The following is a 26873-nucleotide window of genomic DNA, read 5'->3' on the forward strand; positions in this document are numbered from 1 at the left end:
TGGCCCTTAAGGCTGAGCGGGGCCTGCCGCGGGCGCCCCTGGAGCACCTTCCAGCGCGACCAGCTTCACCCGCGTATAGCCGCCCGAGCGCAAGAGCTCCATGACTCCCATCAACTCGCCATACGGCACCGAACGATCGGCGCGCAGGAAGACATACTTGTCCTTGCTCATGTCTGACAGGCCGTCGAGCGTCCCTATCAACTCGGCCCGGTGAACCGGGTTCTCTCCGATCGCGAGCGTCAGATCGGGCTTGATGCTGAGATAAGTCGGCTTGTCCGGCTTCTTCTGCGGCGTCGCGCTCGATGTCGGCAGATCGATCGGCAGGTCGACGGTCGAGAGCGGCGCTGCGACCATGAAAATGATCAGCAGCACCAGCATGACGTCGATGAACGGCGTGACATTGATGTCATGCGTTTCCGAGAAATCGTCGTCTTCGCCGTCGTTGTCTGCGAGCGAAACACCCATGGCTCACTCCGCCGCGCGCGAATGCACACTGCCGTGGCTGCGGTCGAGATCGCGCGAGAGCAGCCGCCCCGCCGCGCCCGAGGCGCGGCTGACGAGCTCGAGATAGCCCTTCGTCACGCGCGAAAAGTGATTGTAGATGATGACTGCGGGAATCGCAGCGACGAGGCCGATCGCGGTGGCGAGCAGCGCCTCGGCGATGCCGGGCGCGACGACGGCAAGGTTCGTGGTCTGCGACTTCGAGATGCCGATGAAGCTGTTCATGATGCCCCAGACCGTGCCGAAGAGGCCGACGAAGGGCGACGTGGAGCCGATCGTGGCGAGCACGCCCATGCCGATCCGGATGCGGCGCTGTTCCGCACGCACGATCTCGGAAAAGCTGGATGCAGCGCGCTCCTTGATGCCGGCATCGCTGGACAGGCCGGCCGACATCCGCGCCTCGCGCAGGGCCGCCGCCAGGAAGGACGGCAGGATGCCCTCCTTGGCACCGAGCGCCATCTGCGCTTCGGAGAGGGAGCGCGCGTCCCCAATCTTCTTCAGGGCCGAACGAAGTTTGGTGGAAGCGACCGACAGCTCGATCGACTTTGCGATGAAGACGGTCCAGGTCATGAGCGACGCGAAGGCGAGCCCGATCATCACCGCCTTCACGATGATGTCCGCCGACATGAACATCATCCAGGGCGACAATTCCTTCATGGCAGGCGCAACGCCGGCCGCGGACTCGGACTTTGCCGGCGCCGGCGTTGTGACCACGGGCGGTGCGGCCGAGGCCGCGGGCGCAGTTTCCGAGCGGGCAACTGCCGAGGGGGCAGCTGCCGGAGCCGGGCTGGCCGCAGGCGGCGCAGCCGTTTGCTGCGTCGCCGGCGACGGCGGGGTCTGTGTCTGGGCAGAAACAGGGGATGCGAGCCAGGCGACCGCCAGCATCGCAGCGGCGGCCAGGCTTGCTCTTGAGGTCATGGTCTTCATACTTCGGCCCAGTAGCGAATGAGGTTGTGATAGATACCCGTCAATTTGACCGTTTCGGGATCGTCACGCCCGAGCCGTTCCACCAGCGCCTGTATCGCGGTGTCGAGGTCGAAGATCATGCTCCGGGCTTGATCGTCCCGTATCATGCTCTGCAGCCAGAAGAAAGACGCAACCCGCGTTCCCCTCGTCACGGGAGTGACGAGATGAAGGCTGGTCGAGGGATAGAGCACGCAGTCACCGGCTGGCAACTTGACCTCGTGCGAGCCGTAAGTGTCCTCGATCACAAGTTCGCCACCGTCGTACTCTTCCGGCTCGGCGAGGAACAGCGTAACCGACAGGTCTGTGCGGATGCGAAGGCCGGTCAGACGGTCGCCGCGAATAGCATTGTCGACGTGCAGGCCGAAATGATGGCCGCTACTCGCCGCATAGCGGTTGAACAGCGGCGGAAAGATCTGGAGCGGGATCGCCGCCGCAATGAAGCGCGGGTTCGAGGTCAGTGCCGAGATGATGCGGTTGCCCAGCTTGCGCGCGACCTCGCCGTCCGCAGGCAATTGCTCGTTGCGCTTGACCATCGCCGACTGCGCGCCGGCGGTGGAGCGGCCGTCCTCCCATTCGCTGGCGTCCATGATGCGGCGGAAATCCGCCACATCATCCTTGCTGAGAACGCCAGGTAGGCAGGTCAACATGATCAGAACTTCGCTGTCGTTACGACGTAGAATGCCCGTCCCGGCGCAACCGCCACGAACGGCACGTTGCTGCGATAGAACGAGTCGTAATAGAGCTTGTTGGTGAGGTTCTGCGCGTAGAACTTCATCGTCCAGTTCTGGTCGATCTTCTTCTCGACGAACGCGTCGAAGCGCCAGTAGCTCGGCAGCTCGTTGGTGTTGGCCGCGAACGTGCCGCCATAGACTTTTGAGCGGTAGACCGCCTGCCCGCCGAGCTCCCACCCCCCGTCGAACTTGTACTTGGTCAGCATGCTGAACGACTGGTGAGCGATGTTGGCAAGTTGCAAGCCTATATTCGAAGCGACGCCGCTCTGCGTGACCTTGGACTGCATCAGCACCAGGCCGCCAAAGATGCTCCAGCGATCGGTGATCTTGCCCTCGGCTTCGATGTCGATGCCCTGGATCCTGTAGGCAGCGCCCGACGTCAACAAGCCGTTGACGGTCTCGCGCGCATTGTCCTTGGTGGTCTGGAACAATGCACCGGTCACGAGCAGGTGGCGGTCAGCGAGCTCCCATTTGGTGCCGAGTTCGATCGCCTTGTTGCGCTCGGGCCCGAGCAGGACGGCCGTGTTGGGCGGAACGCCGCCGTAGTCGGTACCGGTCGCATCAAGCTCCGATCCGAACGGATTCGCCGAGGTCGCATAGGCCGCATAAAGGCTGCCGATCGGCATCGGCTTGTAGACGGCACCGACGTTGTAATTCACCAGATCGGCATTCTGCTTCAGATAAGCCGCGTTGGTGGACGAACTCTGGCTGTAGCCGTCGTAACGCACGCCGCCATTGACGATGATTGTGTCCTGCCAGTTCGCAGTGTCCATGACATAGACGCTGGTGGTGTTGACGCCATAGCGCGTCGGATTTCCGGTCAGCGACGGCGTGCCGAAAGGAATGTTGGTATACTGGGGTGAATAGAGATTGACGTTCTGGACAGCGCCGTTGCTGGTGAAAGCGGAGCCGGACAGTTCCGACGCCAAGCCCGCGTAGCGGTCGATTGAGACGTTCTCGTTCGAATACTCGACGCCGAACACGGCGGTGTGCTTGACCCCGCCGGTGTCGAGCTTGAACGTGGCCTCGTTCTGGTTGGCCCATACGTCCACGGTCTGATAGCGGCTCTGCGCGCTCGCCGTGGTCGTCCAGAGCAGCGGATTGGGATTGGTGGTATTCGGGTTCTGCGGCAGCGTGCCGATGTAGTTGAGCAGCGAGTGCTCGCCGCGCACCTTGCTGGTCAGCGTGATGGCTTCGTTGACCTTGTACTCAATCGTTCCGGTGCCGAAATCCTGCCGCGCCGTCTGGAAATCGCGATTAAGAAAGCCGTACCAGTTCTCGCGCGGAATGCCCGCCGAGGTCACCGGAACGTTGCCCTGCTTGTAATAAGGCACGCCGAAATCGGGATAACCGCTGAGATCGGTATGGACGTAGTTCGTCGTGATCTTGATGTCGCTGGTCGGGGTGTACTTGGTCGAGATGAAGCTGCCCCAGCGATTGTCGGTGACGTAGTTGCGTCCGGCGACGTTGGCGTCCTGGAACAGGCCGCCGGTGCGCACCGAGAAGGTGGGATCGATCACCTGGTTCACGTCCAGGGTGACGCGCTTGGTCTGATCGGTGCCGAACTCGGTGTCCATGCGCTTGAAATTGACGTCGCCGGCCTGCTTGGTGACGATGTTGATGGCGCCGCCGGCGGTGCCGCGGCCCGCATAGGAAGATGCCGGTCCGCGCAGAATCTCGATCTGCTCGGTGAAGAAGTTCTCGCGGATGGACACGGCGGGATCGCGGATGCCGTCGATGAAGACGTCATTGCGTGCATCGAAGCCGCGGATGAAGAAGCGATCGCCGAACGCGTTGCCGCCCTCGCCCGAGCCGAGCGTCACGCCGGCGGTCGAGCGTCCGATCTCCTTCAGCGTCGTCGCGTTCTTGTCCTCGAGCACTTCCTTGCTGAGCACGGTGATGCTCTTGGGCGTGTTCAGCATCTTCTCGGGAAACTTGCCCGAGGCCTGGACGTGGTCGACCTTGTAGGGCGCCGCCGGATCGGCATAGGGATTGCCGTCGGGCGCGCCCGAGGGCGTGGCGGGAGCCGTCTGCTGCGCCTGCTGGCGCTGCGCGGCGCGGCGAAGCGCGTTGCGGGCACGGATCTGCTCAGGCGAGGGCCTCGAGGCCGTCGGACGCGGGCGCTCGACCGGAGCATCGACCGTCACCGGCGGCAGGTCCGATTGCTGCGCCTGCGCGCCGCTTGAAACCGACGCCACCGCGATCAAGCTCGCGACTGCCGATACCTTTTTGCCGGAAACGCCTACGAACCTCTCATCCAACGAATCGAATGCTGCGACCGAACGCAACGATTTCGGTGCGACCACCTGCCCCATTACCAAACGCCCCATATTCCTGTTCGCTCATTCACTTCGAACGAACGATGGGCTGTTGGTATCGGCCACAAAATAGCGGGTCAATGCGAGCCGTTCGCGAGAACCCTTGAATCAATCCAGATCAAAACGATTCTAATCTGCAGTTTGAAATCGTTCTAAACGAACATTGGATTCGCTCTAGAGAGGCAACGCAAACCAATCGTTGCACTCTCAGTCGCTGCTCGGCGGCTTCATCAGCGAGAACAATTCGTCGACGGTTTTCTGCGCGACGGCGCGCACGCGATCGGTGTTGTCCATGCCGGCGATGTGGACGCCGTTCACGACGGCTTTGATCTCATCACGAAAATCGGTGAGGAAGCGCAAGGGATCGCGCTGCTCGTTTGCGACACGCGCGATCAACCCCGTGATCAGAATCTGGCACGCGATCAGCTTGCCGTTCAGCTCGTCCATCCTGCGCTCCATTCATCGCGGCGCCGATATGGACGATGCTGAAATCCCTGACAACCGCAGCGGCCCCTATCCGACTTAGAACCGTTCTTGCTGGGTAATCCGAACCATAGCTCAGCGTGGAGTAGTCCGCCGAGTACGCCGCTGCGGCGCTGTGCAAACTTGGCGCGCCGACCGGCTCGTGGCCTGGAGAAATGCCCCACTGCACACCGACGCGCCAGACGCTGCCCAACGGGTGCAAAGCTTTCCAATTGTTTAGGATTTCTCAAGCGATAGTGCTGTTTACACTGAAACTTGGCGTGTATTATACATCACCATGGAACTCCACGATTGCCCCATTAATTCATAGCTGAGGGCACGAGCCGACACGAGACGCGATGAAAAAGTCCCGGCCGATCCTCTGGCTTCTGATCATCGCGGCCGTGGCCTCCGCGGGTTATTATGCTTGGCAGAAGTTTGGCTCGTCCCAGGCTGGAAAAACCCAGGCTGCGGAGAAGGGCGCCCCTCGCCCGTCCGCTGTCCCCGTCAGCGTCGCAGCGGTGCAGAAGACCGACTTCCCAGTCTACCTGACCGGTCTGGGCACGGTTCAGGGCTTCAACACCGTCCAGGTCCGCAGCCGGGTCGACGGCCAGATCATCAAGCTCGAGTTCAAGGAGGGCCAGATCGTCAAGCAGGGTGAGCTTCTGGTCTCGATCGATCCTCGTCCCTATCAAGCCGCGCTTGACCAGGCGAAGGCCAAGAAGGCACAGGACGAGGCTAGCCTCGCCAACGCCAATCTCGAGCTGCAGCGAGCCATGAGGCTCGGCGAGTTTGCGACCGCACAGCGCGTGGATACCCAGCGCTCGACAGTCGCCCAGCTCACGGCTCAAATCGCCGCCGACGAAGCCGCAATCGCCAACGCCCAGACCCAGCTCGATTACACTCAGATCAAGGCACCGATCACCGGTATCGCCGGCCTGCGTCAGGTCGACATCGGCAATATCGTGAACGCCTCGACGCAGACGGGCATCGTCACGATCTCGCAGGTCGAGCCGATCTCGGTCATCTTCACGGCGCCGCAAGACCAGCTCCCCTATATCAGCGAAGGCCAGAAAGCCGGCGCGCTCAAGGTGATCGCCTTCACCACGGACGGTAAGAACATGCTCGCCGAGGGTAAGCTTGCGGTCATCAACAATCAGGTCGACACAACCAGCGGGACGATCCGGCTCAAGGCGGTGTTCGACAATAAGGACCACGTATTGTGGCCCGGCCAGTCGGTCTCGACGCGCCTGCTGGTGCGAACGCTGAAGGATGCGACCGTGGTTCCGGATGAAGCGGTCCAGCGCTCCACCAACGGCCTCTACGCGTACAGCGTCAATCAGGACAACAAGGCCGAACTGCACAAGATCAAGGTCAGCTATGCCATGGCTGGCCAGTCTGTCATCGAGGAAGGCTTGAGTCCGGGCCAGCAGGTCATCGTCGGCGGTCAGTTCAAGGTCCAACCCGGAAGTCTCGTCTCGACGACGGTGGCAAGCTCGGATCGGGCCGAGAGCAAGGTACGACAGGAATGATGGGCGGCGGGATTTCGGCACCTTTCATCCGCTATCCCATCGGCACCTCGCTGCTGATGGCCGGCATTCTGTTCGTTGGCCTTGTCGCCTATCCGCTGCTACCGGTCGCACCGCTGCCGCAAGTGGACTTTCCGACCATCCAGGTCACCGCCAACCTGCCCGGCGGCAGCCCCGAGACGATGGCTTCGTCCGTGGCGCAGCCGCTCGAACGGCAATTCGCGCAGATTCCCGGCATCGCGCAAATGACCTCGACGAGCTATCTGGGAACCGCGTCGATCACCATCCAGTTCGACCTCAACCGTAGCATCGACGCTGCTGCCAACGACGTGCAGAGTGCAATCAACGCCGCTGGCGGCCAGTTGCCGAAGAACCTGCCCTCGCCCCCGACCTACCGCAAGGTCAACCCGGCGGACGCGCCGATTCTGATCCTGTCCGCGACGTCGGACACGCTCCCGCTCACCACTGTCAGCGACACCGCCGATACCCAGCTTGCTCAGCAGATCAGTCAGATTTCTGGCGTCGCACAGGTCTTCATCGGCGGTCAGCAGAAGCCGGCGATCCGCATCCAAATCGATCCGGCCAAGCTCGTCGCCAAGGGCCTGTCGCTGGAGGACGTGCGCAGTCAGATCGCGATCACCACAGTCGACAGTCCGAAGGGCAACATCGACGGGGAGCGGCGCGCTTACACGATCTACGCCAATGACCAGTTGACGGACGCCAAGGAGTGGAACGACGTCATTGTCGCCTACCGCAACGGCGGACCATTGAGGATCCGGGACATCGGGCAGGCGATCAGAGGTCCTGAGGACGCAAAGCAGGCCGCCTGGGCCAACGGGAAGCGCGGCGTATTCCTCGTCGTGTTCAAGCAGCCAGGCGCCAACGTCATCGAGACTGTCGACCGCATCAAGGCAACGCTGCCGCGCCTGGTCGCCGCAATTCCGAGCGCCATCAAGGTCGAATTGATGAGCGATCGTACGCAAACGATCCGCGCTTCGGTAGATGACGTGCAGTTCACTCTGCTGCTCACCGTCTTCCTCGTGGTGATGGTGATCTTCATCTTCTTGCGCAGTTTCTGGGCGACGGTGATCCCGGCAGTGACCGTGCCGCTCGCCCTGCTCGGCGCTTGCGCCATGATGTGGGTTGCGGGCTACACGCTCGACAATCTTTCGCTTATGGCCCTCACAATCGCGGTCGGGTTTGTCGTCGACGACGCCATCGTCATGCTCGAAAACATATCGCGCTACGTCGAGCAGGGCGAATCGCCCATGGCCGCAGCCTACCGGGGCGCGAAGGAAATCGGCTTCACGATCGTCTCCATCAGCATCTCGCTGGTTGCGGTGCTGATCCCGCTGCTCTTGATGGGCGGCATCATCGGGCGACTGTTCCGAGAATTTGCGGTCGTGCTGGCGATGACGATATTCGTGTCGATGTTCGTCTCCCTCACGCTAACCCCCATGATGGCTTCTCGCTTCCTGCGCGCGCATGGCGAAGTCAAGCACGGCCGGATCTTCCAGTGGAGCGAACGCGGGTTCGAGGCGCTGTTGCGCGGTTACGCTTACGTGCTTGACATCGCGCTGAGCTGGAGGCGCACCACGCTTGCCGTCTTCTTTGCGACACTCGCGCTGTCGATCTATCTCTTCGTCCTGATCCCCAAGGGCTTCTTCCCGCAGCAGGATAATGGATTGATCACCGCGGCCTCCGAGGCCTCGCAGGACATTTCGTTCAAGGAGATGCAGAGGAAGCAGGAGGCGCTCGGCCAGATCGTCCTGTCCGATCCCGATGTTGCGGCGGTTGCCAGCGTGATCGGCGGCAGTGGCCGCGCCGGCAACAACGGCGCCCTGTATATCACCCTGAAGCCACGCAACGAGCGCGAGGCCTCGGCACAACAGATCATCGCGCGGCTTCGTCCGCAGTTCGACAAGGTCGAGGGCGCCCGCCTCTACATGCAGGCGTCCCAGGACGTCCGCCTCGGCGGCCGACCAACGCGCACGCAGTTCGAGTTCACCTTGCAGGATGCGGATCTCGCTGAGCTCAACGAGTGGGCGCCGAAGATCCTCGCCAAGATGCAAACGCTGCCCGAGTTGCGCGATGTCGCCAGCGACCAGCAGACGCAGGGCACGACGGTCCAGCTCAAGATCAACCGCGACACCGCCGCCCGCTACGGCATTCAGCCCCAGTTGATTGACGACACGCTCTATGACGCCTTCGGACAGCGGCAGGTCACGCAGTATTTCACCCAGCTCAACACCTACAAGGTGATCCTGGAGGTCCTCCCGGAACTGCAGGGTGATCTCGAGACGCTGAACAAGTTGTATCTGAAATCGCCGCTGACGGGCGATCAGGTGCCACTGTCCACCTTCGCGACCTGGACCACAGACCCGGTCCGCCCGCTCTCGATCAGCCACCAGGGCCAGTTCCCGTCGATTACGATCAGCTTCAATCTCGCCCAGGGCGTTGCGCTCGGCCAGGCAACCGAGGCCGTGCAGCGCGCGATGGCCGAGCTCGGCGCGCCGCCGACGCTGAACTCGAGCTTCCAGGGTACCGCTCAGGCGTTCCAGCAGTCGCTCGGCACCGTGCCCCTGTTGATCCTCGCCGCGCTCGTCGTGGTCTATCTGATCCTCGGCATTCTCTACGAGAGCTACATCCATCCGATCACGATTCTCTCGACACTGCCCTCAGCCGGCGTCGGTGCGCTCGCGATCCTGATGGCGGCGGGCTTTGACTTCAGCCTGATCGCGCTGATCGGCATCATCCTGCTGATCGGCATCGTGAAGAAGAACGGCATCATGATGGTCGACTTTGCGATTGCCGCAGAACGCGACGAGCACAAGACGCCGGAGGAATCGATCCGCCAGGCCGCGCTGCTGCGTTTCCGCCCGATCATGATGACGACGATGGCCGCGCTTCTGGGCGGCGTGCCCTTGATGCTCGGCCACGGCACCGGCGCCGAGATCCGTCAGCCGCTGGGCTATGCCATGGTCGGCGGCCTGATCGTCAGCCAGGCGCTGACGCTGTTCACGACGCCCGTCGTCTATCTCTATCTCGACAAGCTCAATAACTGGTTCTCGACCTGGGGCCGCTCGGGCGACGGCGACGAGACCCTCGAGCACGGCAGCGTCAAGGAAGCCGCCGAGTAAACTTGCGCCGCGCATGCCGCGACGCTACAGCGAGGCGCCCGGTTTCTCGCCAACGTGGTCCGCCATGCCCATTCAGTTCAAATTTGTCGCCCTCGCCGCCGCCCTGTTGTCGGCGGGCGCCGCACATGCCCAGCAGGGTGCAAAGAAGAACGCCGCTCCTCCGGTCGCGCAGCCCGCACCTGCCCCGACGCAAGCACAGGCGGAGGGCACTCCCGGACAGCCTGGTTGGATCGTCCGCTGCACCAGTGCGAGCCGCGAGGCGCCGCTCGAATGCGCGATGGAGCAGAACGCGGTCCTGACCAAGACCGGCCAGACCGTCGTCCTGATCAACATCCGCATTGCGCCGGACACGCGCACGCCGATCGCGCTCCTGCAATTGCCGCTCGGCCTCAACCTTCCGGTCGGCGCCAAGCTGCAGGTCGACGAAGGCAAGACATTCGACCTCCAGATCCAGACCTGCGAAAACCGCGGCTGCTACGCCTCGACGCCGGTCGCGCCCGACCTGCTCGCCGCCTTGCGGTCCGGCAAGCAGCTCAAGGTCTCCTTCCAGAACATGGCCAAGGAGACGATCGCGATCCCGATGCCGCTCGTCGACTTCGCGGCGGCTTACGACAAGATCAAGTAAAGGCGGCGGCGCGGCGCAGTCGTATTTTCGCACGCGTTCCATCCGGTCTCCGCGCCGCGCCGTGGCAGCGACAATGGCTGTCAGCCAACAACGTCGTTCGCCCGGAGCAGCGTCGTGAAGCCGCCATAGATCATGCGCTTGCCGTCGAAAGGCATGCCCTCGAACTTCATCCGAGGGTCCTCCATCACCTTCTTGTTGATGGCGTCGCGGCTCTCCCTATCGCGATAGACGATCCAGGCGAACACCACGACCTCGTCGTCTTTCGCCATCACCGCGCGCGGAAACGAGGTGAGCTCACCATAGGGAACGTCGTCACCGATGCATTCGACATAATCGAGCGCGCCGTGCTCCATCCAGAGCGCGCAGGCGGTGGTCGCCAGCGCCTTGTAGGCCTCGATCTTGTCCTTCGGAACGGCGAGAATGAAGCCATCGACATAGGGCATTGGGATCTCCTTGAGTTACGGCCCAAGGACGATACAGGGCGCCGCGATCCGACTCGGAAATGCGATGTTGGATGAGACAAACCGCCGCGCGGCTGTGGACCTGTCGATCCGCACCGGGTCTGGAACGGTATATCGGATGCGTGCCGGGAACTGGCTGGGGAACCTGGATTCGAACCAAGACAAACAGAGTCAGAGTCTGTTGTGCTACCGTTACACCATTCCCCACCGAAGCGCTTGAAATCTCTCAGCTTCTTCGGAAGATTGCGAGGCTGGCTGAAAGCTTTGGCAAATCAGCGGCTCGCAGGCCGCTCATATAGCCGCGCCGACCTTCGCGGTCCAGCCCTTCTGTGAACATCGTCGCGTGTTCTCGCTGCGTTCACGACCGAGCGAACGCATCTTCCCGCGTTGTGGACCGTCGCTTTAGCGCGACCAGCCTGTGGGACCATCGCGCCAGAGCGCAGTCAATGCGTGCGGCCGACGTGGACGACGATCTCGCCTTTGCCGTTCGCGATCATCACCTGGCCGTATTCGTCCTGCGGCGGACTTTCCTCGTAACGAAGCGGGATCGTGGTGATCTCCTGCCGGGCTTCACCGCTCGGCTCCTGGGCATTTACGTCGAGGATCAGGATCTTTGGATTGATCCCCTGCGGTGAGCGCCTGGTCAGCCGGGCTTGCCAGCCGTTGGCCGGCACCCGCACGTCGCCGATCATGATCAGCTTGGGCGGTGCGCCGGGGACGCAATCGATCCAGGCCCTGAAGGTGTTTCTCAGCAGGACAGTCATGATACGCCTCTCCCTTGCCAAGTTGCGCGACCCTTCGGTCACGAACGAAACATAGGCGGACGATGCGAATTGGCCGTGAATGGCCCGTGAATACGGTGCGCGCACGGAACGCCGGGGTGGCCCGCCCGGGACTTGCCGCACGAATACCGGCGATGCCGCCCGGCTTCCGCCGCCAGCGGCAATCGGTGAAGGCGGTCGGTGAAGCGAGCAAGCCCATCGAACTCGCGCGTGAGTTGCCCGCGCCGCGACGGCCAAGCCGCGATTCACGCTGGATTCACGCCCATCGGCTCGAAGGCAGGAGCCATTTCATTTCGTGCTCGCAAGTCGCATTTCGATCATTCCGCAACCCTTGGCCATCTCTCGACCGAAGATGTACGATTCTGGCATTGCAGCAGCCCCGGCGGGCTGCATTCCCGAACTCACCGGTCATTGGCTTCGCAGACCAAGCGAACCTGCCTTTTGCGTTCTGCCAAGTCTGGCCACCCGCACCCGGCCCTCCTACACTGTCCTCGACACGATCGACCAGGGATGGGACGAGATGTCGGGAGTCAACGGCGACAAGGCGGTTGGCAAGGGCGGGGCCAACCGACTGACCCTCAAGATCATCGGAGCATTTTCAGCGTCCGTGGACGGGCAAGAGGTCGGGCTCGGCCGGAAGGCACAAGCGCTTCTCGGCTATATGATCCTCTCCTCCTCACGCCAGCTGCCAAGGAGCAAGTTGGTCGGACTGCTCTGGAGCGAGAAGGACGACGTGCTCGCAAAGGGGTCGCTGCGCCAATCATTGAGCCAGATTCAGCGCGAGCTAAGAGCGCTGGGCTGCTCACATTTCCACGCAGACCAGATTCACGTGGCACTCGATGTCGAGCACGTGACATGTGATCTCGTCGAGATCATCTCGGATGCCGAGCGCGGCATGGTCCATCCACTGCTGCTCGCACGCGAACGCCTGACCGACGACATCCTTGACGACCTGGAAAGCGTCGATCCGGCATTCTCGGAATGGCTCGCGGAGACGCGACCACTGATCCACGAACGGCTGATCCACGCGCTGACGAGGCTGCTGCCCGATGAGAGCGACGCAGTCGTGACGCCAACGGCTGAAGCTGCCGCGAAGGCGATTCACCGGCTGGATTCCGAGAACGAGCGGGCTATTCGTGTTCTCATCAGGAGTCACCTCGCCTCTGGAAGTATCGGCGCTGCCCTCGCGATCTATGCGCGCCTCTGGCGCCAGCTCGAAGACGCCTACGACATCGAACCGCACAAGCTCACGCAGGACCTGATTGCCGGCGTGCGACAGCAGCAGCCTGAGGCCGTGGCACGCCCGGTCCCGTTCTCCATGGCAGCCCCCGCTGTCGCCTCGAACGGATCCGACGTCAGCCGACCGTCGATCGCCGTACTGCCCTTTCGCGCGCTTACCCCCGCTCTCGAGCCTCAATTCACGATCGGCGTCGTCGACAGCGTCGTCCAGGCTCTGTCGGGCTTAAAGGAGCTGTTCGTCATTTCGCGCGGTTCCACGATGATCCCGGTCTCGCAGACGCCGGATCTGCGCGCAATCGGCCGCGATCTGAATGCGCAATATCTGCTTCATGGCAGCATTCAGCGCGCTGGCGACCAGATCCGGATCTCGACCGAGCTCGTCGCAACCGAAACCGTCGAGGTTGTCCGCGTCGATCGCCTCAGCGGGACTGCAGCCGACGTCTTCGATTTGCAGGATCGCATCGCCGTCGAGGTCATACGCTCGCTGGCGCCCCAAGTTCGCGACCGGGAGCTACATCGCGCGATGCAGAAGAGACCAGACGATCTCGACGCGTATCAGCTGGCACTTGTCGGTTACGATCAGATGTTCAGCCCGGACTACACGACGTTCGTGACGGCGCGAACCAATTTCGAACGGGCACATGTCCTCAGCCCGAACTGGGCGCCTCCGCTTTCCTACAGCGCCATCTGGCACATGCAGCGCGTCGCGCGCGGGTGGTCTGCGAATGCATTGAACGAGCGCGACACGGCGCGTGCTCTCGCCGAAAGAGCGCTTGAGCGCAACTCCGAAGACCCGCTCGCCAACGCCGTCGGCGGTTACACGCTATCGCAGTGCAAGCATGACCACGTCGGGGCCCTCGGGCAGCTCGACCGCGCGATCGAGATCACGCCGAACCTTGCGCTCGCATTCGCTTACCGGGCCGCGGTGCATGTCCGCTGCGAGAACTACGACGACGCGCTCCGCGATGCCACCGTCAATCTGCGTCTGTCGCCGAGAGACCGGCACGCATGGTTCGCCGAAATGATCTTGGCTCAGGCCTACTTTGCCATGCAGGACCTCGCATCTGCCGTCGAACATGCGCGGCGTGTCGCGACGCAATTACCTAACAATCAGGTGAACCTGCGCGTCCTCGTTGCTGCGCTGGTGGAGAGCGGACGCCTCCACGAGGCACAAACCTTCGCACGGCCGCTCATGCCCGAAGGTGAGCTCGATCTGAAGTGGATCTCAACATCGCCATGGCCGAAGCCGACCCTGGCGCGCGTCGAAGCAGCTCTCTCGCGCCTGGCAGCGGCACTTCGGCACGGAAACAGCCAGAGCGATACCGACAAATCCTAAACAGAGGAGGCGCACATGGCAGGCGGATACGGAGGATATGGCGGTTACGGCGGCTATGGCGGATATGGTGGCTACGGAGGCTATGGAGGATATGGCGGCTACGGCGGCAACGCGGGCGGATCAGGCGGTGCCATGTTCAGCGATCGCGTCGATCGTCCGTTCATAACCGAGCGCGACGTCGCCGGCGCCAGATTTGATGCGGGCGGCTTCGGCATGAAGCTTTGGTCGACCCGCTGGTATGCCTGGGTGGTGATGTCCGATCTCGCCAGCCGGGCAGATTGGCTCGACCGGCTCGGCGGGTTTGCACTGCTCGGCGCCGGCCCAACTCCTTGGGCGGGCGCAATCGAGGACGATATCAGCGCCCTGAGAAACATGGCCGTTCATGAGCGCGCTGCGGCCCTCGGCGACATCGTATCGGAGGCCGACGAGTTCATCAGCAAGTTCCTGCATCTGGTGTCCGCGACGCCGACGACGCATCCGGCGACATCACGCATGCTGATCGTCGCCGACGCGCTTACGGCGTTGATCACGATGCACTACAAGGCTCATTTCAATCGTCCGCGTCCAACCCAGGTCGTCCCCGGCCTCATGTCGCCGATCCAGCACGGCGGACATGCGTCATTCCCAAGCGGTCACGCCACTCAGGCTCACGTCTTCGCGGCGTTGCTGACGAAAGTCATTCCGCCGTCTCTCGGCTTTCCGGCCCCCGCGCCAGGAGCCGCGGGCAGAACCACGATCGGAAAGTCGCTCGGCGCCCTCGCCGACAGAGTCGCACGCAATCGCGAGATCGCCGGCCTCCACTATCGTTCGGATACCGTGGCCGGCGTGAAACTGGCAGGCGCCATCATCGACAGGATTCTGTTGGACAGGACATATCTGCCGAAGTTCACGAAGCTCGTCGACAACGCCAGGGACGAGTGGCAGCACACGGGCGTCTTCGATGAAGGGAAGGAAGCCGGCATCTCCGTGGGAGAGAAGAATGTCCGCGATTGATCGGTGCGGCCTCTATGAAGTCGTGCCTGCCGGATTCGACCTGCTCAAAGCGTCTCCCGCCGAGCTCGATCGCTATGGCATTCCGCAGAAGCCGGATGTCATCACGGAGCCCGAGCTGTTCGAGTTCTGGACTGAGCTCGTTTCGGCGCCTTTTGCCGCAAAGCAGCCGACGTTCGCCAGCATCCATCCCCCGTCGCTGGGAGGAGCGCTGCAGTCGATGCTGAACTGGTCGGGTGCGCTTATTTCCACGCCCTGGCCGCAGCAGATCGTGTTCGCTGCAGGGGCATGGAATGTCCCGCACGTGCGCCGGCCATCGGTATCGGCCCTGGGTACGCCCGCGGACGATCCAAAGTCGCTGGTCTGGGTGGGGCTCGACGGCCGCAATGGCACGCTGCCGAACGTCTCCCTGCCTCAAATCGGCACCGGTCACTGGCCCGACCGCAAGCCCAACCACTTTGCCTGGTGGGATTGGTGGCACAACGCGCGGCCCGACGAGGCGACCACCGAGTCGGCAGCGCCTGCGAAGCCACAAGCGATCACGGTGATCGACAACCTGCTCATCGAGACGGGTCACAAGATTCTCGCGGGTCTGGCGGTCCAGGTCAGCGGAGACATTCTGTACTTCATCAAGAACCAGCGCACCGGAGAGTTTCGCTCGTTTCTCGCCCCGCCGCCAAGCGGAGAGATCGAACCGCTCGGTTCATCAGCGGAATGGGTGATGGAGCGGCCGACGGACCCGGAAAGCGGCGCCCTGTTTCCGCTTCCCGACTATGGTGCCGTCGACTTCAGCTACTGCGTGGCGCGAGCCGCGGATGGAGCGGTCGGGTCGGGGCGCATGATGACGCTCGCCGACAACGCACTCCTGATCGAGATGCGCGAGACGTTCGCAAATCCAGATCGTACGGTGATTGTGTCCCGCCCGGCGCTACGGCAGGAACACGCCGAGGCCCCGATCGGCGTCAGATGCACTTTCCAGGACCCGGTCGCCTGAACGCCAGTCCGACGTTTGCCTCGCTTCGGACGGACTAGACGACGACGCGATCGAAATCTGCGGCGATCCGGGTGTTCGGGAAGATCTTTGCCGCCTCGGCGAGAATCTCCTCGTCCTGGTAGCGTCCGGACATATGCGTCAGCACGAGCTGTCCGATGTTGTTCGCGGCCGCAAAGGAAGCTGCTTCGGCCGCGGTGAGATGGCCGTAATTTCGCGCGGTGGACGCGTCGCGTTCGAGGAACGTTGCCTCGATAACCAGCATGTCGGCGTTGGCCGCATATTGCGACAGCCCCTCGGTTGTCTCGGTGTCGCCGATCACGACGAGCTTCCTGCCGCCGCTCGGCGGGCCCTGGACGTCTCCCGGATCGATCGTTCGGCCGCCGAGCACGACCGGTCGGCCCGCGGCCAACTCGCCGCGCAAGGGACCGTCGGGCACGCCAAGCGCGACGAGGCGGTCAGGCCGAAGATGACGGCGAGGCGGGATTTGGAAGACAAAGCCGAAACTGTCGGTGTCGCGGTGGCGGACCGGAAAACAGTCGATGGTAAACTCACCGCAAGCCAGGACCTGTCCCTCGGCGAGCCCTTCGAACTGGACCGCGATCGGCGCCCTGCCGACGCCCCATAGTCCCGCGAGCATGCGGATGACGATGTCGAGCGTCCCCTGCCCGCCATGGATGGTCATCGCGTCGGAAGCCTGCCGCAATCCCAGCGTCGAGAACAGGCCGGGGATGCCGAGCACGTGATCGAGATGAGCATGCGTCAGCAGGATGCGGTCGAGACGTCGAAAGCCGGCACCGCTGCGCAGCAGCTGACGCTGCGTGCCCTCGCCGCAATCGATCAGGACGCGCTTGCCTGCGGCCTCCACGAGAAGCGCCGGATGGTTGCGCTCCGCCGAAGGAACGCTTGCCGATGTCCCAAGAAACGTCAGGTCAAACGTCACCGTCGGAATCCCCCGGGGTTGCTCCGATGAAAACGCGAAAACAACCCCATGCACAGTACAAATGATTGAGGAATTTCGTTCGATATGGCGGGGCCCGCATGCTGGATTGACACGTCGGGCAGAACAGCTCGAACGTTATCGGGCGCGCTCCGACTGCGCCTCCACGGCCTGCACTGCCACGCTCGCGACCTGCCGCAGCGCTTCGCGATCCGCGCCCGAGGACGCCATCACGCCCATGCCGACGGAGACCGCGGAGACGTAGCGCGCGAGCGCAGCGGGATCGCAACTCGGTTTGAGATCGCCTTCGGCCTTGGCGCGAATGAAGCGCTCGCGCAGTTGCTCTTCGTTCTGGGCGCGGCGGGCGGCAAGCTCGAACGGCACGTTCTCCGAACCGGTGCCGCAGGCCACGCCGCCCTGCACGAGCAGACAGCCGGGCGGATTGGCGGGATCAGTCTGCTTCTCGGCGATGCCCATCAGCATCCGCTCGGCCACCGCGCGGGCGGTTGGTGCTGCCACCACCTCATCCATCCAGATGTTGCGCAACTTCGTGTAGCGGTCGAGCGCGGCCTTCAGCAGGCCTTCCTTGTTGCCGAAGCAGGCGTAGAGACTGGGCGGGTTGATACCCATGGCCTCTGTCAGCTGGGCAATCGTCGCGCCCTCATAGCCATGGCGCCAAAACACTTCCATCGCCTGATCCAACGCCTTTTCGGCGTCGAATTCGCGGGGGCGTCCCATGCCCATGTGCTGTCTCCTCGGAATCGCGTTCTGCCCGGGCCAACGCCGAATCCTAACCGTTTGTTCTAATTCTACTTTCCTAAGATCTTCCATTTATTGCGGTACGGGGCTACAATTTTCTTAGTGAGCGGTACATAAGTATCTTGCACTGCGGTATCCAGCTCCACATCTGTAGTGAACACTACATATCTGGAGCGCGCAAATGCCCCCCTCCCAACATACCTCCCGCACCGGCCGTTTCCGCCGCCTTTTGGCAGGCGTTGCCATCGTGGGTGCCCTCGCCGCGGCCGGCTCGATTGCGACCGGCCGCTATTTTCATGCGGCGCAAGCGACCGCGCCGGCCGCCGCCGCCGAACAAGCCGTCTCCGTTACCGTCGCGACGATCGAGCCCCGCCGGACCGTGCTGTGGGACGACTTCTCCGGCCGGCTTGAGGCGATCCAGCGCGTCGAGCTCCGCCCCCGCGTTGCGGGCGCGATCATGTCGGCGAACTTCACCGAGGGCGCGCTGGTGAAGGCCGGCGACGTGCTGTTCAAGATTGATCCCGCCCCCTACGCGGCCGAGGTCGACAAGGCTGCGGCCCAGCTCGAAGCCGCGAAAGCGCGCGTCGTGTTCACACAGAGCGAGCTCGAGCGCGGCGCGCAGCTCGTCGGCAACGCCGTGGTGACGCGGCGCGACTACGACCAGCGCGAAAACGCCAACCGCGAAGCGATCGCCAATGTGAAGGCGGCCGAGGCGACGCTGCAGACAGCAAAGCTCAATCTCGACTACACTGAAGTGCGCGCGCCCGTGGACGGCCGGGTCGGCAAGATCGAGGTCACCGTCGGCAATCTCGTCGCCGCCGGCACGGCGTCGCCGGTGCTGACGTCGCTGGTCTCGGTCAATCCGATCTACGCTTCGTTCGACGCAGATGAAGAGGTCGTGCTGCGCGCGCTGAATTCGATTGCGGATGCGTCGGGCCGACGCGGCAAGCTCGACCAGATCCCGGTCGAGATGACGACCTCGGGCGGTCTGTCCGCGAAGGGCCACATCCAGCTGATCGACAATCAGGTCAATGGCCAGAGCGGCACCATCCGTGTCCGCGCCGTATTCCGCAACGACGACGGACGGCTCATTCCCGGCCAGTTCGCCCGCGTGCGCATGGGCCAGCCGAAGCAACAGGCGCTGGTGATGATCGACGAGCGCGCGATCGGCACCGACCAGGACAAGAAGTTCGTGATGGCGGTCGGCGACGACAATCGCGCCGTCTACCGGCTAGTCACCCTCGGCGGCTCCGTCGACGGGCTTCGCATCGTCACGTCGGGCCTGAAGTCCGGCGAGCGTATCGTCGTCAACGGCCTGCAGCGTGTGCGCCCGGGAGCCCTCCTCAAGACGGAGGTGGCAGCCATGGGCGCACGGGGGCAACAGGCATCCAACCACAGCAAGCAGGACGTGGTGCAGCGCTAGTGCTTTCCGTCATCCCCGGTCGCGCGTAGCGCGCACCCGGGATCTCGAACTTACGAGACACCGACCGTTCACCTCTGGATTCCGGGTTCGCGCTGCGCGCGGCCCGGAATGACGAGGAGTTGGCGTCGACACGCAGAATATTGCCCAGGGGCGAAGCCATGAATCTCTCAAAATTCTTCATCGATCGCCCGATTTTTGCGGGCGTTCTCTCCGTCCTGATTTTCCTGGCGGGGCTCATCTCGCTGTTCGCGATGCCGATCTCGGAATATCCCGACGTGGTGCCGCCCTCGGTCGTCGTGCGCGCGACCTATCCCGGGGCCAACCCCAAGGTCATCGCCGAGACGGTGGCAACGCCGATCGAGGAGCAGATCAACGGCGTCGAGAACATGCTGTACATGTCGAGCCAGGCGACCACCGACGGCGCGATGACGCTGACGGTGACGTTCCGCCTCGGCACCGATCCCGACAAGGCGACCCAATTGGTGCAGAACCGCGTGCAGCAGGCCGAGCCGCGCCTGCCAGCCGTGGTGCGACAGCTCGGCATCATCACCAAGAAGTCGTCGCCCGACCTCACCATGGTCGTGCATCTCCTGTCGCCGAACGGCCGCTACGACATGACGTATCTGCGGAATTACGCCGTGCTCAACGTCAAGGACCGGCTGGCGCGGATCGACGGCGTCGGCGACGTGCAGATCTATGGCGCGGGCGATTATTCGATGCGGGTATGGGTCGATCCGCAGAAGGCCGCCGAGCACGGCCTGACCGCCAGCGATATCGTGAGGGCGATCCAGGCACAGAACGTCGAGGCCGCCGCCGGCGTGGTCGGCTCCTCCCCGAACGTCAAGGGGATCGACCTGCAGCTCTCCGTCAACGCCGAAGGCCGGCTCTCGAACGAGGAGCAGTTCGGCGACATCGTGGTCAAGACGGGCACGCGCGGCGAAGTCGTGCGCCTGCGCGACGTCGCGCGCATCGAGCTGGGGGCGTCCGAATACGGCCTGCGTTCGCTGCTCGACAACAAGCAGGCGGTGGCGCTTCCGATCTTCCAGGCGCCCGGCTCCAACGCGCTGCAGATTTCGGACAACGTTCGCGCCACCATGGCCGAGATCAAGAAGAACATGCCGGAGGGCGTGTCGTTCCAGATCGTCTACGATCCCACCCAATTCGTGCGCTCGTCGATCGAGGCGGTCATCCACACGCTGCTGGAGGCGATCGCCCTGGTGGTGCTCGTCGTGATCCTGTTCCTGCAGACCTGGCGCGCTTCGATCATTCCGCTGCTCGCCGTGCCCGTTTCGATCGTCGGCACGTTCGCGGTGATGCACGTGTTCGGCTTCTCCATCAACGCACTCAGCTTGTTCGGCCTGGTGCTCGCGATCGGCATCGTGGTCGATGACGCCATCGTCGTGGTCGAGAACGTCGAGCGCAACATCGAGTCCGGCCTGTCGCCGCGCGATGCGACCTACCAGGCCATGCGTGAGGTCTCGGGCCCGATCATCGCAATCGCCATGGTGCTGATCGCGGTGTTCGTGCCGCTCGCCTTCATTTCCGGTCTCACCGGGCAGTTTTACAAGCAGTTCGCACTGACGATCGCGATTTCGACCGTGATTTCGGCGATCAATTCACTGACCCTGTCGCCGGCCCTGTCGGCACTGCTGCTGAAGGGCCACAACGATCCGAAGGACCGGCTGACGCTCATCATGGAAAAGAGCCTCGGCTGGTTCTTCCGGGGCTTCAACAAAGCCTTCACACGGTCTTCGGAGAATTACAGCGGCAGCGTCGGCAAGGTAATCTCGCGCAAGTCCGCCGTGATGGGCCTCTATGTGGTGCTGGTCGGACTCACTGCGTTTCTGTTCCAGCAGGTGCCGGGCGGCTTCGTGCCGGGCCAGGACAAGCAATACCTGGTCGGCTTCGCCCGCCTGCCCGATGGCGCCTCGCTCGACCGCAGCGAAGAGGTGATCCGCAAGATGAGCGACATCGCGCTGACCCAGCCCGGCGTCGAAAGCTCGGTCGCCTTCCCCGGCCTGTCGATCTCCGGCTTCACCAACTCGTCCAATGCCGGCATCGTGTTCTCGACGCTGAAGCCCTTCGACGAACGCAAGGACCCCTCGCTCAGCGGCCCCGCCATCGCAGCCGAGTTGAACAAGAAATATGCCGGCATCCAGGAAGCCTTCATCGCCATGTTCCCGCCGCCGCCGGTCAATGGCCTCGGCACGATCGGCGGCTTCAAGCTGCAGATCGAGGACCGTGCCGGGCTCGGCTACGACGCCCTGAACGAGGCGACGAACGCCTTCATGGCGGCGATGCAGAAGGCGCCGGAGATCGCCGGCGTGTTCTCGAGCTTCCAGGTCAACGTGCCGCAGCTGTTCGCCGACATCGACCGCACCAAGGCGCTGCAGCTGGGTGTCCCGGTCACCGAGGTGTTCAACACGCTGCAGATTTACCTCGGCTCCTATTACGTCAACGACTTCAACAAATTTGGCCGCACCTATTCCGTCCGCGTCCAGGCCGACGCCCCGTTCCGCGCTCGGGCCGACGACATCAGGCAGTTGAAGGTGCGCTCGTCCTCCGGCGACATGGTGCCGTTGTCGGCGCTGCTCACGATCCGCCAGAGCGCGGGCCCGGAGCGCGCGATCCGCTACAACGGCTTCCTGTCCTCCGACATCAATGCGGCGGCCGCGCCCGGCTTCTCATCCGGCCAGGCGCAGGAGGCGGCAACGCGGATCGCGGCGGAGGTGCTGCCGCCGGGCTTTGCCTTCGAATGGACCGACCTCACCTATCAGGAGTTCATTGCCGGCAATTCCGGCATCTGGGTGTTCCCGCTGGCAATCCTGCTGGTATTCCTGGTGCTGGCCGCGCTCTATGAGAGCCTGACCCTGCCGCTGTCGATCATCATGATCGTGCCGATGGGCTTGCTCGCTGCAATGTTCGGCGTCTGGATCTCCAAGGGCGACAACAACGTCTTCACCCAGATCGGCCTGATCGTGTTGGTCGGCCTCTCGGCCAAGAATGCAATCCTGATCGTCGAATTCGCGCGCGAGCTCGAATTCGCCGGGCGCACGCCGATCCGGGCCGCCATCGAGGCGAGTCGCTTGCGGTTGCGGCCGATCCTGATGACGTCGATGGCCTTCATTATGGGCGTGTTGCCGCTGGTGCTCTCGACCGGCGCCGGCTCGGAAATGCGGCGCGCAATGGGCGTCGCCGTGTTCTCCGGCATGATCGGCGTGACCGTGTTCGGCCTGTTCCTGACGCCGGTGTTCTATGTGCTGCTGCGGACCGTCACCGGCATGAAGCCGCTGACGCATCATGGGAGCCAGACCAGCGCGGCGCCGGTCCAGGGCCTTGCCGAATGATTCAGCGAGAGTCTCGCCGCGGCACGATCGCGATCGGCGTGAAGGTGTAAACCTCCTCGCCGTTCTGGTTGAACATGGTCCATTTCACCAGCGCGATGCCCTGCGGCTTCGACTTGGACGGCGTCAGGCTCATGACCTCGCCGACCAGATGCAGGCGGTCATTCGGCCGTACCGGCATCGTCCAGCGCAGTCCGTCCACACCGGCACCGATCAGCGGGTGCGGGCCGAACGGCCGGGCCTGAATTGCGAGGTTCATCGCGATCGCAGCGGTGTGCCATCCCGAGGCGGCAAGCCCCTTGAACAGCGTCGCCTTGGCGGCCTCGTGATCGAGATGCATGGGTTGGGGATCGAACTCTATCGCGAAGCGCTTGATGTCAGCCTCTGTGACGAGACATTCGGGGGACTTGAAGCGCATTCCGACGGTGAGATCATCGAACCATTCGACCTGCGTCATGATCTTGCCTCGCAATATGATGCACCGCTCCCGATGTGGCAGCTCACATGGCCTCAATTGTTGCGGATATAGCGAGGCCGCAGCGCCCGAGCCAGCGCAGAGTTCCGCGCGAAACCCCTTTTCCGATGCGACGAAACACGCCTGAAACAGATGGCCGGTTAAGTGGTTGTCAAAACAAGTACAGGGACGGCCACCATGCAATTCATCCTCGACCTGATCTACGAATATTCGTGCTGCCAGAGCCTCGTTGCCCAGCCGCTACGGGAGGACGAGCTATGATCGAGCTGATTTCAGCCCTGCTCGCCCTTTGCAGCGCTGGTGTCTTCGCGGCCCATGCGCTGGATGCCTACCGCACGACCCACTCGACCCACTGACCGGGCCTAAAAAGGCCGCCGGTAAAAGTGCTCCGAGTGCGTCGCCGGCGGAAACCGGTTCGCGAGCGCCAAGGCATTCCTCTCGTCAGTCTCGAGCGCAATCTTCTGCGCAAGCATGACGTCGCCGGGCACCAGGAAGCCTGATGGGACGAAGCACCACCCCGTCGTCGGACGCCCGTCGCAGTCGATCTCGTGGACATTGGCGGCTGTGCCGTAGTGGATGCGATAGGTTCTGCCGGTGTCGCACCCAACGACGTCGAAATACCGGTGCTCCTCGAATTGAGCGCGCTGCTTCGGCGACAGCCATTCAGCAAGCAGCCGCCGGCCGCGGGCGTCAGGCGTGTTCTCGCCGAAGAAGCGGCGATAGAGCTCACGCAGCGCGTGCAGGCGTGCACGCGCCGGCGCGCGGAGCCAGACTGCCAGGATCATGTGCGGCTCAGATCAACCGCCGACCAGGCGGGGATAGAACAGCGTTTCCTGGGCGGTCGGATCGAACGATCGGATCCGCGTGACTTCGCCGGGCCCGGTTCGAAGAGCGGCGGTGAAGCCGGCTCCGGTCAGCTCACGAAAGCGGCGTTCGGCGCGCGCCAGCGCTTCGGCATTGCCGGGATCAAACTCGTGGCGCGTGTCGCCTGTCTGGTCCATCACGATCTGGGTAGCCATGTTGAGTCTCCTCATGCCCAGCCCTGAACTTGATCAAGCAAACCTCATGCCGTCGGTTCCTGATGGCAACAACTTTCTCTTGCTGACGCATCACGCCTTGCTGAGCGGCCTAGCGCAACGCGGCCGCCCCGCCGCCCTCGTCGATCTGCCGGCCCATCAGCGCGATCGCCTTCTGATACACGCCGGCCGCATTCCAGGCCTCGATCGCGGCGAAATTCGGCTCGCCCGGCTGGTAGCCAGCTCCTGCTTTCCAGCCATGGGCCTTGAGGAAATTCGCCGTCGAGTTCAGCGCATTGGCAGCAACCTCGAGATTGCCGGTGCCGTAGGCCAGGATGCTCTTGGGCATGAATTGGGTCTGGCCGACCTCACCATGCATCGAGCCGCGGGTCGATGCCGATAGCGTGCCGCGGTCGATCAGCTTCAGGGCGGCATAAAGCTGGTCGGTGAAGAATTCGGGCCGCCGGCAATCATAGGCAAGGGTCGCAATCGACGACAGCATGTTCTGGTTGCCGCGCTGGCTGCCGAAACCGGTCTCCATGCCCCATATCGCGAGCAAGGGTCCGGGCGGGACGCCATAGCGCTGCTGGATCGAGGCGAACAAGGCAGCCTGCGACTGCTTGAGCTGCCGTCCCTTGGCAACGATGGTGGCGGCGCCGCGCTTGGCAAGGAACTGGTCGAGCGTCAGCGAAAAACTTCGCTGGCCGCGGTCGGCCGCGATCGTGGCGCTGGCATAGTTCGTCTGCATCAGCGCCGAAAGCGCCGTGGGGCCGATGCCCTTGGCTTGCGCCTCCGCGCCGAATTCGCGCTTCCAGGTCTCAAAACCCGCCGGCGAGCTGCCGCATTGCGCGGCCTCGGCGACCGATGCCAGGAACCCGAGCAGCGTCATCGCGCCAAGAACCGCTCCCGCAACAACCCTGCCCCTGATCATACCCGACTCCTGTCCTGCACCGCTCGGCGGCGCAATCTTAGCCGGTGGAAGGCGGCGACTCCATGACCTGATCATGGGACAATTCCAGTCCTTCCAGATTGCCCTCCTTGCGCCATTTGTCGAGCAGTCGCAGGAATGCCACCGGCCCGCGCCAATATTGGCTGTTTCTTGCCGCGATCGGATCGAACACGCCTTCGTTGTTGTAGTAGCCGGGCGTGCATTCGGCGAGATAAGTCTGCCGGCCGAGTGCGGCCTTGACCACCTCCTCGACCCAGGCGTTCTCGGCGGCGAGCGTCGGCTCCAGGGTGCGGACCTTGCGCTCGCGGGCCTGCTTGATGACATAGGCGATGTGCTGCGATTGCTCGTCGATGATGTGCGGGAAATTGGCGCTCTGTCCGGCCTGCACCGTGACGATCAGGAAGCAATTCGGGAAGCCGCGGCTGTAGAAGCCATGCAGCGTCTTGACGCCGTCCTGCCAGCGCTCGGACAGGCTCATGCCGTCGCGGCCATAGACCTCGAACCCCATGCGGCGGGCATAATCGGTGCCGACCTCGAAACCGCTGGCATAGATCAGGCAGTCGAGCTCATGGGCCTTGCCACCGGCGACGACGGCGTTCTCGGTGATGCGTTCGACGCCGTGCCCTCCGGTATCGACGAGATGCACGTTGGAGCGGTTGAATGTGTCGAGATATTCGTCGTGGAAGCACGGCCGCTTGCAGAATGCCTTGTACCAGGGCTTGAGCGCAGCCGCAGTCGCCTCGTCCTTGACCACCGCATCGACGCGAGCGCGGATCTCCTCCATCTTGCGGTAATCGGCCTGCTCGATCACCTTCAGCGCCTCCTCCATCGAGGTCACCGGCTGCTGCTGCCGGCGCGGCGCCAGCAGGATCTCTCCGAGCAGGCCGGTCCAGCCGTCCTGCACCAGGTCCCGTTCGAACGGCTCGCCTGAAATCACGGCCGTAAAATTGTCCATGCGCTCGCGCTGCCAGCCTGGCTTGAGGCTCTGCGCCCAGGCCTGATCCGTCGGACGGTCATCACGTACGCCGATGGCGGACGGTGTGCGCTGAAAGACATAGAGCTCCTTCGCCGAACGGCCGAGGTACGGCACGCATTGCACGGCGGTGGCGCCGGTGCCGATGATGCCGACGCGCTTGTCCGCAAGACCTGTCAGATCACCATCCGCACTGCCGCCGGTGTAGCCGTAATCCCAGCGACTGGTATGAAAGCTGTGGCCTTTGAACGTTTCGATCCCGGGAATGCCCGGCAGCTTCGGACGGCTCAGCGGACCGCCGGCCAAAATGACGAAGCGCGCGCGGATGCGATCGCCCCGATCGGTCTCGACCAGCCAGCGCGCCTCCCGCTCCTGCCATGTCATCCTCGAGATGACAGTTTGAAACAGCGCGCGCTGGTAAAGCCCGAAATGACGGCCGATGCGGCGCGAGTGCTCGTAGATCTCCGGCGCCCGCGCGTACTTGCGCACCGGCATGTAGCCAGTCTCTTCCAGAAGCGGCAGATAGACGTAGCTCTCGGTATCGCAGGCGGCACCGGGATAACGATTCCAGTACCAGGTGCCGCCGAAGTCGGCCGCCTTTTCCACGATACGAAAATCGTCGATGCCGGCCTCGCGCAATCGCGCGCCGCACAACAGACCCCCGAAGCCGCCACCGACGATGAGAACTTCAGTCGCTTCGCTGACGGCGTCGCGCGCAAATCCGGGATCTGCCCAGGGGTCGTCGAGGTAGCGGCCGAACTCGCCTGTGACCTCGATATATTGCGCCTTGCCCTCGGCGCGCAGACGACGATCGCGCTCATCGCGATAGCGGGCGCGGAGCGCGGAAACATCGACCGTAGATGCGCCGCTTGTACCGGTCTTGCGTCTTTCCGCTGACATCCATTTCCTCCACCACGCGTGCT

Annotated in this window: 22 protein-coding genes and 1 tRNA gene; 8 read left to right on the plus strand and 15 right to left on the minus strand. The window is 63.4% G+C overall.

All coding sequences use genetic code 11. From position 1 onward, the window contains the following. Positions 1 to 6 precede the first annotated feature (6 nt). The 5 genes from exbD to K408_RS0108945 form a co-directional block, all read right to left on the minus strand. Positions 7 to 465, minus strand: a complete 459-nt coding sequence (exbD, locus tag K408_RS0108925; RefSeq protein ID WP_024338256.1) for a TonB system transport protein ExbD — start codon at positions 463 to 465, stop codon at positions 7 to 9. A 3-nt stretch (positions 466 to 468) separates the two neighbouring features. Beyond that, positions 469 to 1428 carry a tonB-system energizer ExbB gene (gene exbB / locus K408_RS0108930; protein WP_024338257.1) on the minus strand — a complete coding sequence of 320 codons (960 nt, stop codon included), beginning with the start codon at positions 1426 to 1428 and terminating at the stop codon, positions 469 to 471. Next, positions 1425 to 2114, minus strand: a complete 690-nt coding sequence (locus K408_RS0108935; RefSeq protein WP_024338258.1) for a Fe2+-dependent dioxygenase — start codon at positions 2112 to 2114, stop codon at positions 1425 to 1427. Before K408_RS0108935 ends, exbB begins: the two co-directional genes overlap by 4 nt. A 2-nt stretch (positions 2115 to 2116) precedes the next feature. Beyond that, complete coding sequence (locus K408_RS0108940) at positions 2117 to 4513, minus strand: TonB-dependent receptor (protein WP_024338259.1); 2397 nt, start codon at positions 4511 to 4513, stop codon at positions 2117 to 2119. 210 nt (positions 4514 to 4723) lie between these two features. Further along, complete coding sequence (locus K408_RS0108945) at positions 4724 to 4963, minus strand: hypothetical protein (protein WP_024338260.1); 240 nt, start codon at positions 4961 to 4963, stop codon at positions 4724 to 4726. 374 nt (positions 4964 to 5337) lie between these two features. Here K408_RS0108945 and K408_RS0108950 point away from each other — a divergent pair, with 374 nt between their 5' ends. The 3 genes from K408_RS0108950 (at position 5338) to K408_RS0108960 (ending at position 10272) form a co-directional block, all read left to right on the plus strand. Continuing rightward, positions 5338 to 6510, plus strand: a complete 1173-nt coding sequence (locus tag K408_RS0108950; protein ID WP_024338261.1) for an efflux RND transporter periplasmic adaptor subunit — start codon at positions 5338 to 5340, stop codon at positions 6508 to 6510. Next, on the plus strand, positions 6507 to 9647 hold the full coding sequence (locus tag K408_RS0108955; RefSeq protein ID WP_024338262.1) for a multidrug efflux RND transporter permease subunit: 3141 nt from the start codon (positions 6507 to 6509) through the stop codon (positions 9645 to 9647). The genes K408_RS0108950 and K408_RS0108955 overlap by 4 nt, the downstream gene beginning before the upstream one ends. Before the next feature lie 64 nt (positions 9648 to 9711). Continuing rightward, positions 9712 to 10272 (plus strand): invasion associated locus B family protein, encoded by a 561-nt coding sequence (locus K408_RS0108960; protein ID WP_024338263.1) that lies wholly within the window; start codon positions 9712 to 9714, stop codon positions 10270 to 10272. An 80-nt stretch (positions 10273 to 10352) separates the two neighbouring features. Here the strand turns inward: K408_RS0108960 and K408_RS0108965 are convergent, their stop codons facing one another. From K408_RS0108965 to K408_RS0108975, 3 genes are all read right to left on the minus strand, one after another. Next, positions 10353 to 10715, minus strand: coding sequence for a DUF1428 domain-containing protein (locus K408_RS0108965; protein ID WP_024338264.1), 363 nt, complete (start codon positions 10713 to 10715; stop codon positions 10353 to 10355). A 151-nt stretch (positions 10716 to 10866) separates the two neighbouring features. Then, positions 10867 to 10940, minus strand: a tRNA-Gln gene (locus K408_RS0108970). A 236-nt stretch (positions 10941 to 11176) separates the two neighbouring features. Further along, positions 11177 to 11497, minus strand: coding sequence for a hypothetical protein (locus K408_RS0108975; RefSeq protein ID WP_024338265.1), 321 nt, complete (start codon positions 11495 to 11497; stop codon positions 11177 to 11179). Between the two features lie 538 nt (positions 11498 to 12035). Between K408_RS0108975 and K408_RS0108980 the strand changes: the two genes are divergently transcribed. Genes K408_RS0108980 through K408_RS0108990 form a run of 3 tightly spaced genes read left to right on the plus strand, consistent with a single transcriptional unit; the run spans position 12036 to position 16074 of the window. Then, positions 12036 to 14090, plus strand: coding sequence for a BTAD domain-containing putative transcriptional regulator (locus K408_RS0108980; protein WP_024338266.1), 2055 nt, complete (start codon positions 12036 to 12038; stop codon positions 14088 to 14090). 15 nt (positions 14091 to 14105) lie between these two features. After that, positions 14106 to 15083, plus strand: a complete 978-nt coding sequence (locus K408_RS42690; protein WP_024338267.1) for a phosphatase PAP2 family protein — start codon at positions 14106 to 14108, stop codon at positions 15081 to 15083. Then, positions 15070 to 16074, plus strand: coding sequence for a G1 family glutamic endopeptidase (locus K408_RS0108990; protein WP_024338268.1), 1005 nt, complete (start codon positions 15070 to 15072; stop codon positions 16072 to 16074). Before K408_RS42690 ends, K408_RS0108990 begins: the two co-directional genes overlap by 14 nt. Before the next feature lie 34 nt (positions 16075 to 16108). Here the strand turns inward: K408_RS0108990 and rnz are convergent, their stop codons facing one another. Continuing rightward, entirely contained in the window at positions 16109 to 17014 is a 906-nt protein-coding gene (rnz, locus tag K408_RS0108995) for a ribonuclease Z (protein ID WP_024338269.1), read from the minus strand. Positions 17015 to 17149: 135 nt separating this feature from the next. Beyond that, positions 17150 to 17755 (minus strand): TetR/AcrR family transcriptional regulator, encoded by a 606-nt coding sequence (locus K408_RS0109000; protein ID WP_024338270.1) that lies wholly within the window; start codon positions 17753 to 17755, stop codon positions 17150 to 17152. A 196-nt stretch (positions 17756 to 17951) separates the two neighbouring features. Between K408_RS0109000 and K408_RS0109005 the strand changes: the two genes are divergently transcribed. Both K408_RS0109005 and K408_RS0109010 read left to right on the plus strand, forming a co-directional pair. Then, a complete protein-coding gene (locus K408_RS0109005; protein ID WP_024338271.1) occupies positions 17952 to 19193 on the plus strand; it encodes an efflux RND transporter periplasmic adaptor subunit in 1242 nt (413 codons plus the stop codon). 158 nt (positions 19194 to 19351) lie between these two features. Further along, complete coding sequence (locus tag K408_RS0109010) at positions 19352 to 22540, plus strand: efflux RND transporter permease subunit (RefSeq protein ID WP_024338272.1); 3189 nt, start codon at positions 19352 to 19354, stop codon at positions 22538 to 22540. Between the two features lies 1 nt (position 22541). Here K408_RS0109010 and K408_RS0109015 read toward each other — a convergent pair whose 3' ends face one another. The 5 genes from K408_RS0109015 to K408_RS0109040 all read right to left on the minus strand — a co-directional run bounded on the left by K408_RS0109015 (position 22542) and on the right by K408_RS0109040 (position 26850). Continuing rightward, on the minus strand, positions 22542 to 22994 hold the full coding sequence (locus K408_RS0109015) for a MaoC family dehydratase (RefSeq protein ID WP_024338273.1): 453 nt from the start codon (positions 22992 to 22994) through the stop codon (positions 22542 to 22544). Between the two features lie 380 nt (positions 22995 to 23374). Continuing rightward, positions 23375 to 23797 carry a hypothetical protein gene (locus tag K408_RS0109025; RefSeq protein WP_024338274.1) on the minus strand — a complete coding sequence of 141 codons (423 nt, stop codon included), beginning with the start codon at positions 23795 to 23797 and terminating at the stop codon, positions 23375 to 23377. A gap of 12 nt (positions 23798 to 23809) precedes the next feature. Beyond that, the gene (locus K408_RS0109030) at positions 23810 to 24031 is read right to left on the minus strand and encodes a hypothetical protein (RefSeq protein WP_007592399.1); all 222 of its coding nucleotides are present in this window, start codon (positions 24029 to 24031) and stop codon (positions 23810 to 23812) included. 109 nt (positions 24032 to 24140) lie between these two features. Continuing rightward, the gene (locus tag K408_RS0109035; protein ID WP_024338275.1) at positions 24141 to 24959 is read right to left on the minus strand and encodes a lytic murein transglycosylase; all 819 of its coding nucleotides are present in this window, start codon (positions 24957 to 24959) and stop codon (positions 24141 to 24143) included. Between the two features lie 37 nt (positions 24960 to 24996). Next, positions 24997 to 26850 carry a flavin-containing monooxygenase gene (locus K408_RS0109040; RefSeq protein WP_024338276.1) on the minus strand — a complete coding sequence of 618 codons (1854 nt, stop codon included), beginning with the start codon at positions 26848 to 26850 and terminating at the stop codon, positions 24997 to 24999. Positions 26851 to 26873: the final 23 nt, after the last annotated feature.

Origin of the sequence: Bradyrhizobium sp. in8p8, from assembly GCF_000426845.1 — a bacterium.
Taxonomy (GTDB): Bacteria; Pseudomonadota; Alphaproteobacteria; order Rhizobiales; family Xanthobacteraceae; genus Bradyrhizobium; species Bradyrhizobium japonicum_C.

Coding starts and splice junctions, on each gene's coding strand:
- exbD (WP_024338256.1), bottom strand. CDS start 465: ATGGGTGTTTCGCTCGCAGACAACGACGGCGAAGACGACGATTTCTCG.
- exbB (WP_024338257.1), bottom strand. CDS start 1,428: ATGAAGACCATGACCTCAAGAGCAAGCCTGGCCGCCGCTGCGATGCTG.
- K408_RS0108935 (WP_024338258.1), bottom strand. CDS start 2,114: ATGTTGACCTGCCTACCTGGCGTTCTCAGCAAGGATGATGTGGCGGAT.
- K408_RS0108940 (WP_024338259.1), bottom strand. CDS start 4,513: ATGGGGCAGGTGGTCGCACCGAAATCGTTGCGTTCGGTCGCAGCATTC.
- K408_RS0108945 (WP_024338260.1), bottom strand. CDS start 4,963: ATGGACGAGCTGAACGGCAAGCTGATCGCGTGCCAGATTCTGATCACG.
- K408_RS0108950 (WP_024338261.1), top strand. CDS start 5,338: ATGAAAAAGTCCCGGCCGATCCTCTGGCTTCTGATCATCGCGGCCGTG.
- K408_RS0108955 (WP_024338262.1), top strand. CDS start 6,507: ATGATGGGCGGCGGGATTTCGGCACCTTTCATCCGCTATCCCATCGGC.
- K408_RS0108960 (WP_024338263.1), top strand. CDS start 9,712: ATGCCCATTCAGTTCAAATTTGTCGCCCTCGCCGCCGCCCTGTTGTCG.
- K408_RS0108965 (WP_024338264.1), bottom strand. CDS start 10,715: ATGCCCTATGTCGATGGCTTCATTCTCGCCGTTCCGAAGGACAAGATC.
- K408_RS0108975 (WP_024338265.1), bottom strand. CDS start 11,497: ATGACTGTCCTGCTGAGAAACACCTTCAGGGCCTGGATCGATTGCGTC.
- K408_RS0108980 (WP_024338266.1), top strand. CDS start 12,036: ATGTCGGGAGTCAACGGCGACAAGGCGGTTGGCAAGGGCGGGGCCAAC.
- K408_RS42690 (WP_024338267.1), top strand. CDS start 14,106: ATGGCAGGCGGATACGGAGGATATGGCGGTTACGGCGGCTATGGCGGA.
- K408_RS0108990 (WP_024338268.1), top strand. CDS start 15,070: ATGTCCGCGATTGATCGGTGCGGCCTCTATGAAGTCGTGCCTGCCGGA.
- K408_RS0109000 (WP_024338270.1), bottom strand. CDS start 17,755: ATGGGCATGGGACGCCCCCGCGAATTCGACGCCGAAAAGGCGTTGGAT.
- K408_RS0109005 (WP_024338271.1), top strand. CDS start 17,952: ATGCCCCCCTCCCAACATACCTCCCGCACCGGCCGTTTCCGCCGCCTT.
- K408_RS0109010 (WP_024338272.1), top strand. CDS start 19,352: ATGAATCTCTCAAAATTCTTCATCGATCGCCCGATTTTTGCGGGCGTT.
- K408_RS0109015 (WP_024338273.1), bottom strand. CDS start 22,994: ATGACGCAGGTCGAATGGTTCGATGATCTCACCGTCGGAATGCGCTTC.
- K408_RS0109025 (WP_024338274.1), bottom strand. CDS start 23,797: ATGATCCTGGCAGTCTGGCTCCGCGCGCCGGCGCGTGCACGCCTGCAC.
- K408_RS0109030 (WP_007592399.1), bottom strand. CDS start 24,031: ATGGCTACCCAGATCGTGATGGACCAGACAGGCGACACGCGCCACGAG.
- K408_RS0109035 (WP_024338275.1), bottom strand. CDS start 24,959: ATGATCAGGGGCAGGGTTGTTGCGGGAGCGGTTCTTGGCGCGATGACG.
- K408_RS0109040 (WP_024338276.1), bottom strand. CDS start 26,850: ATGTCAGCGGAAAGACGCAAGACCGGTACAAGCGGCGCATCTACGGTC.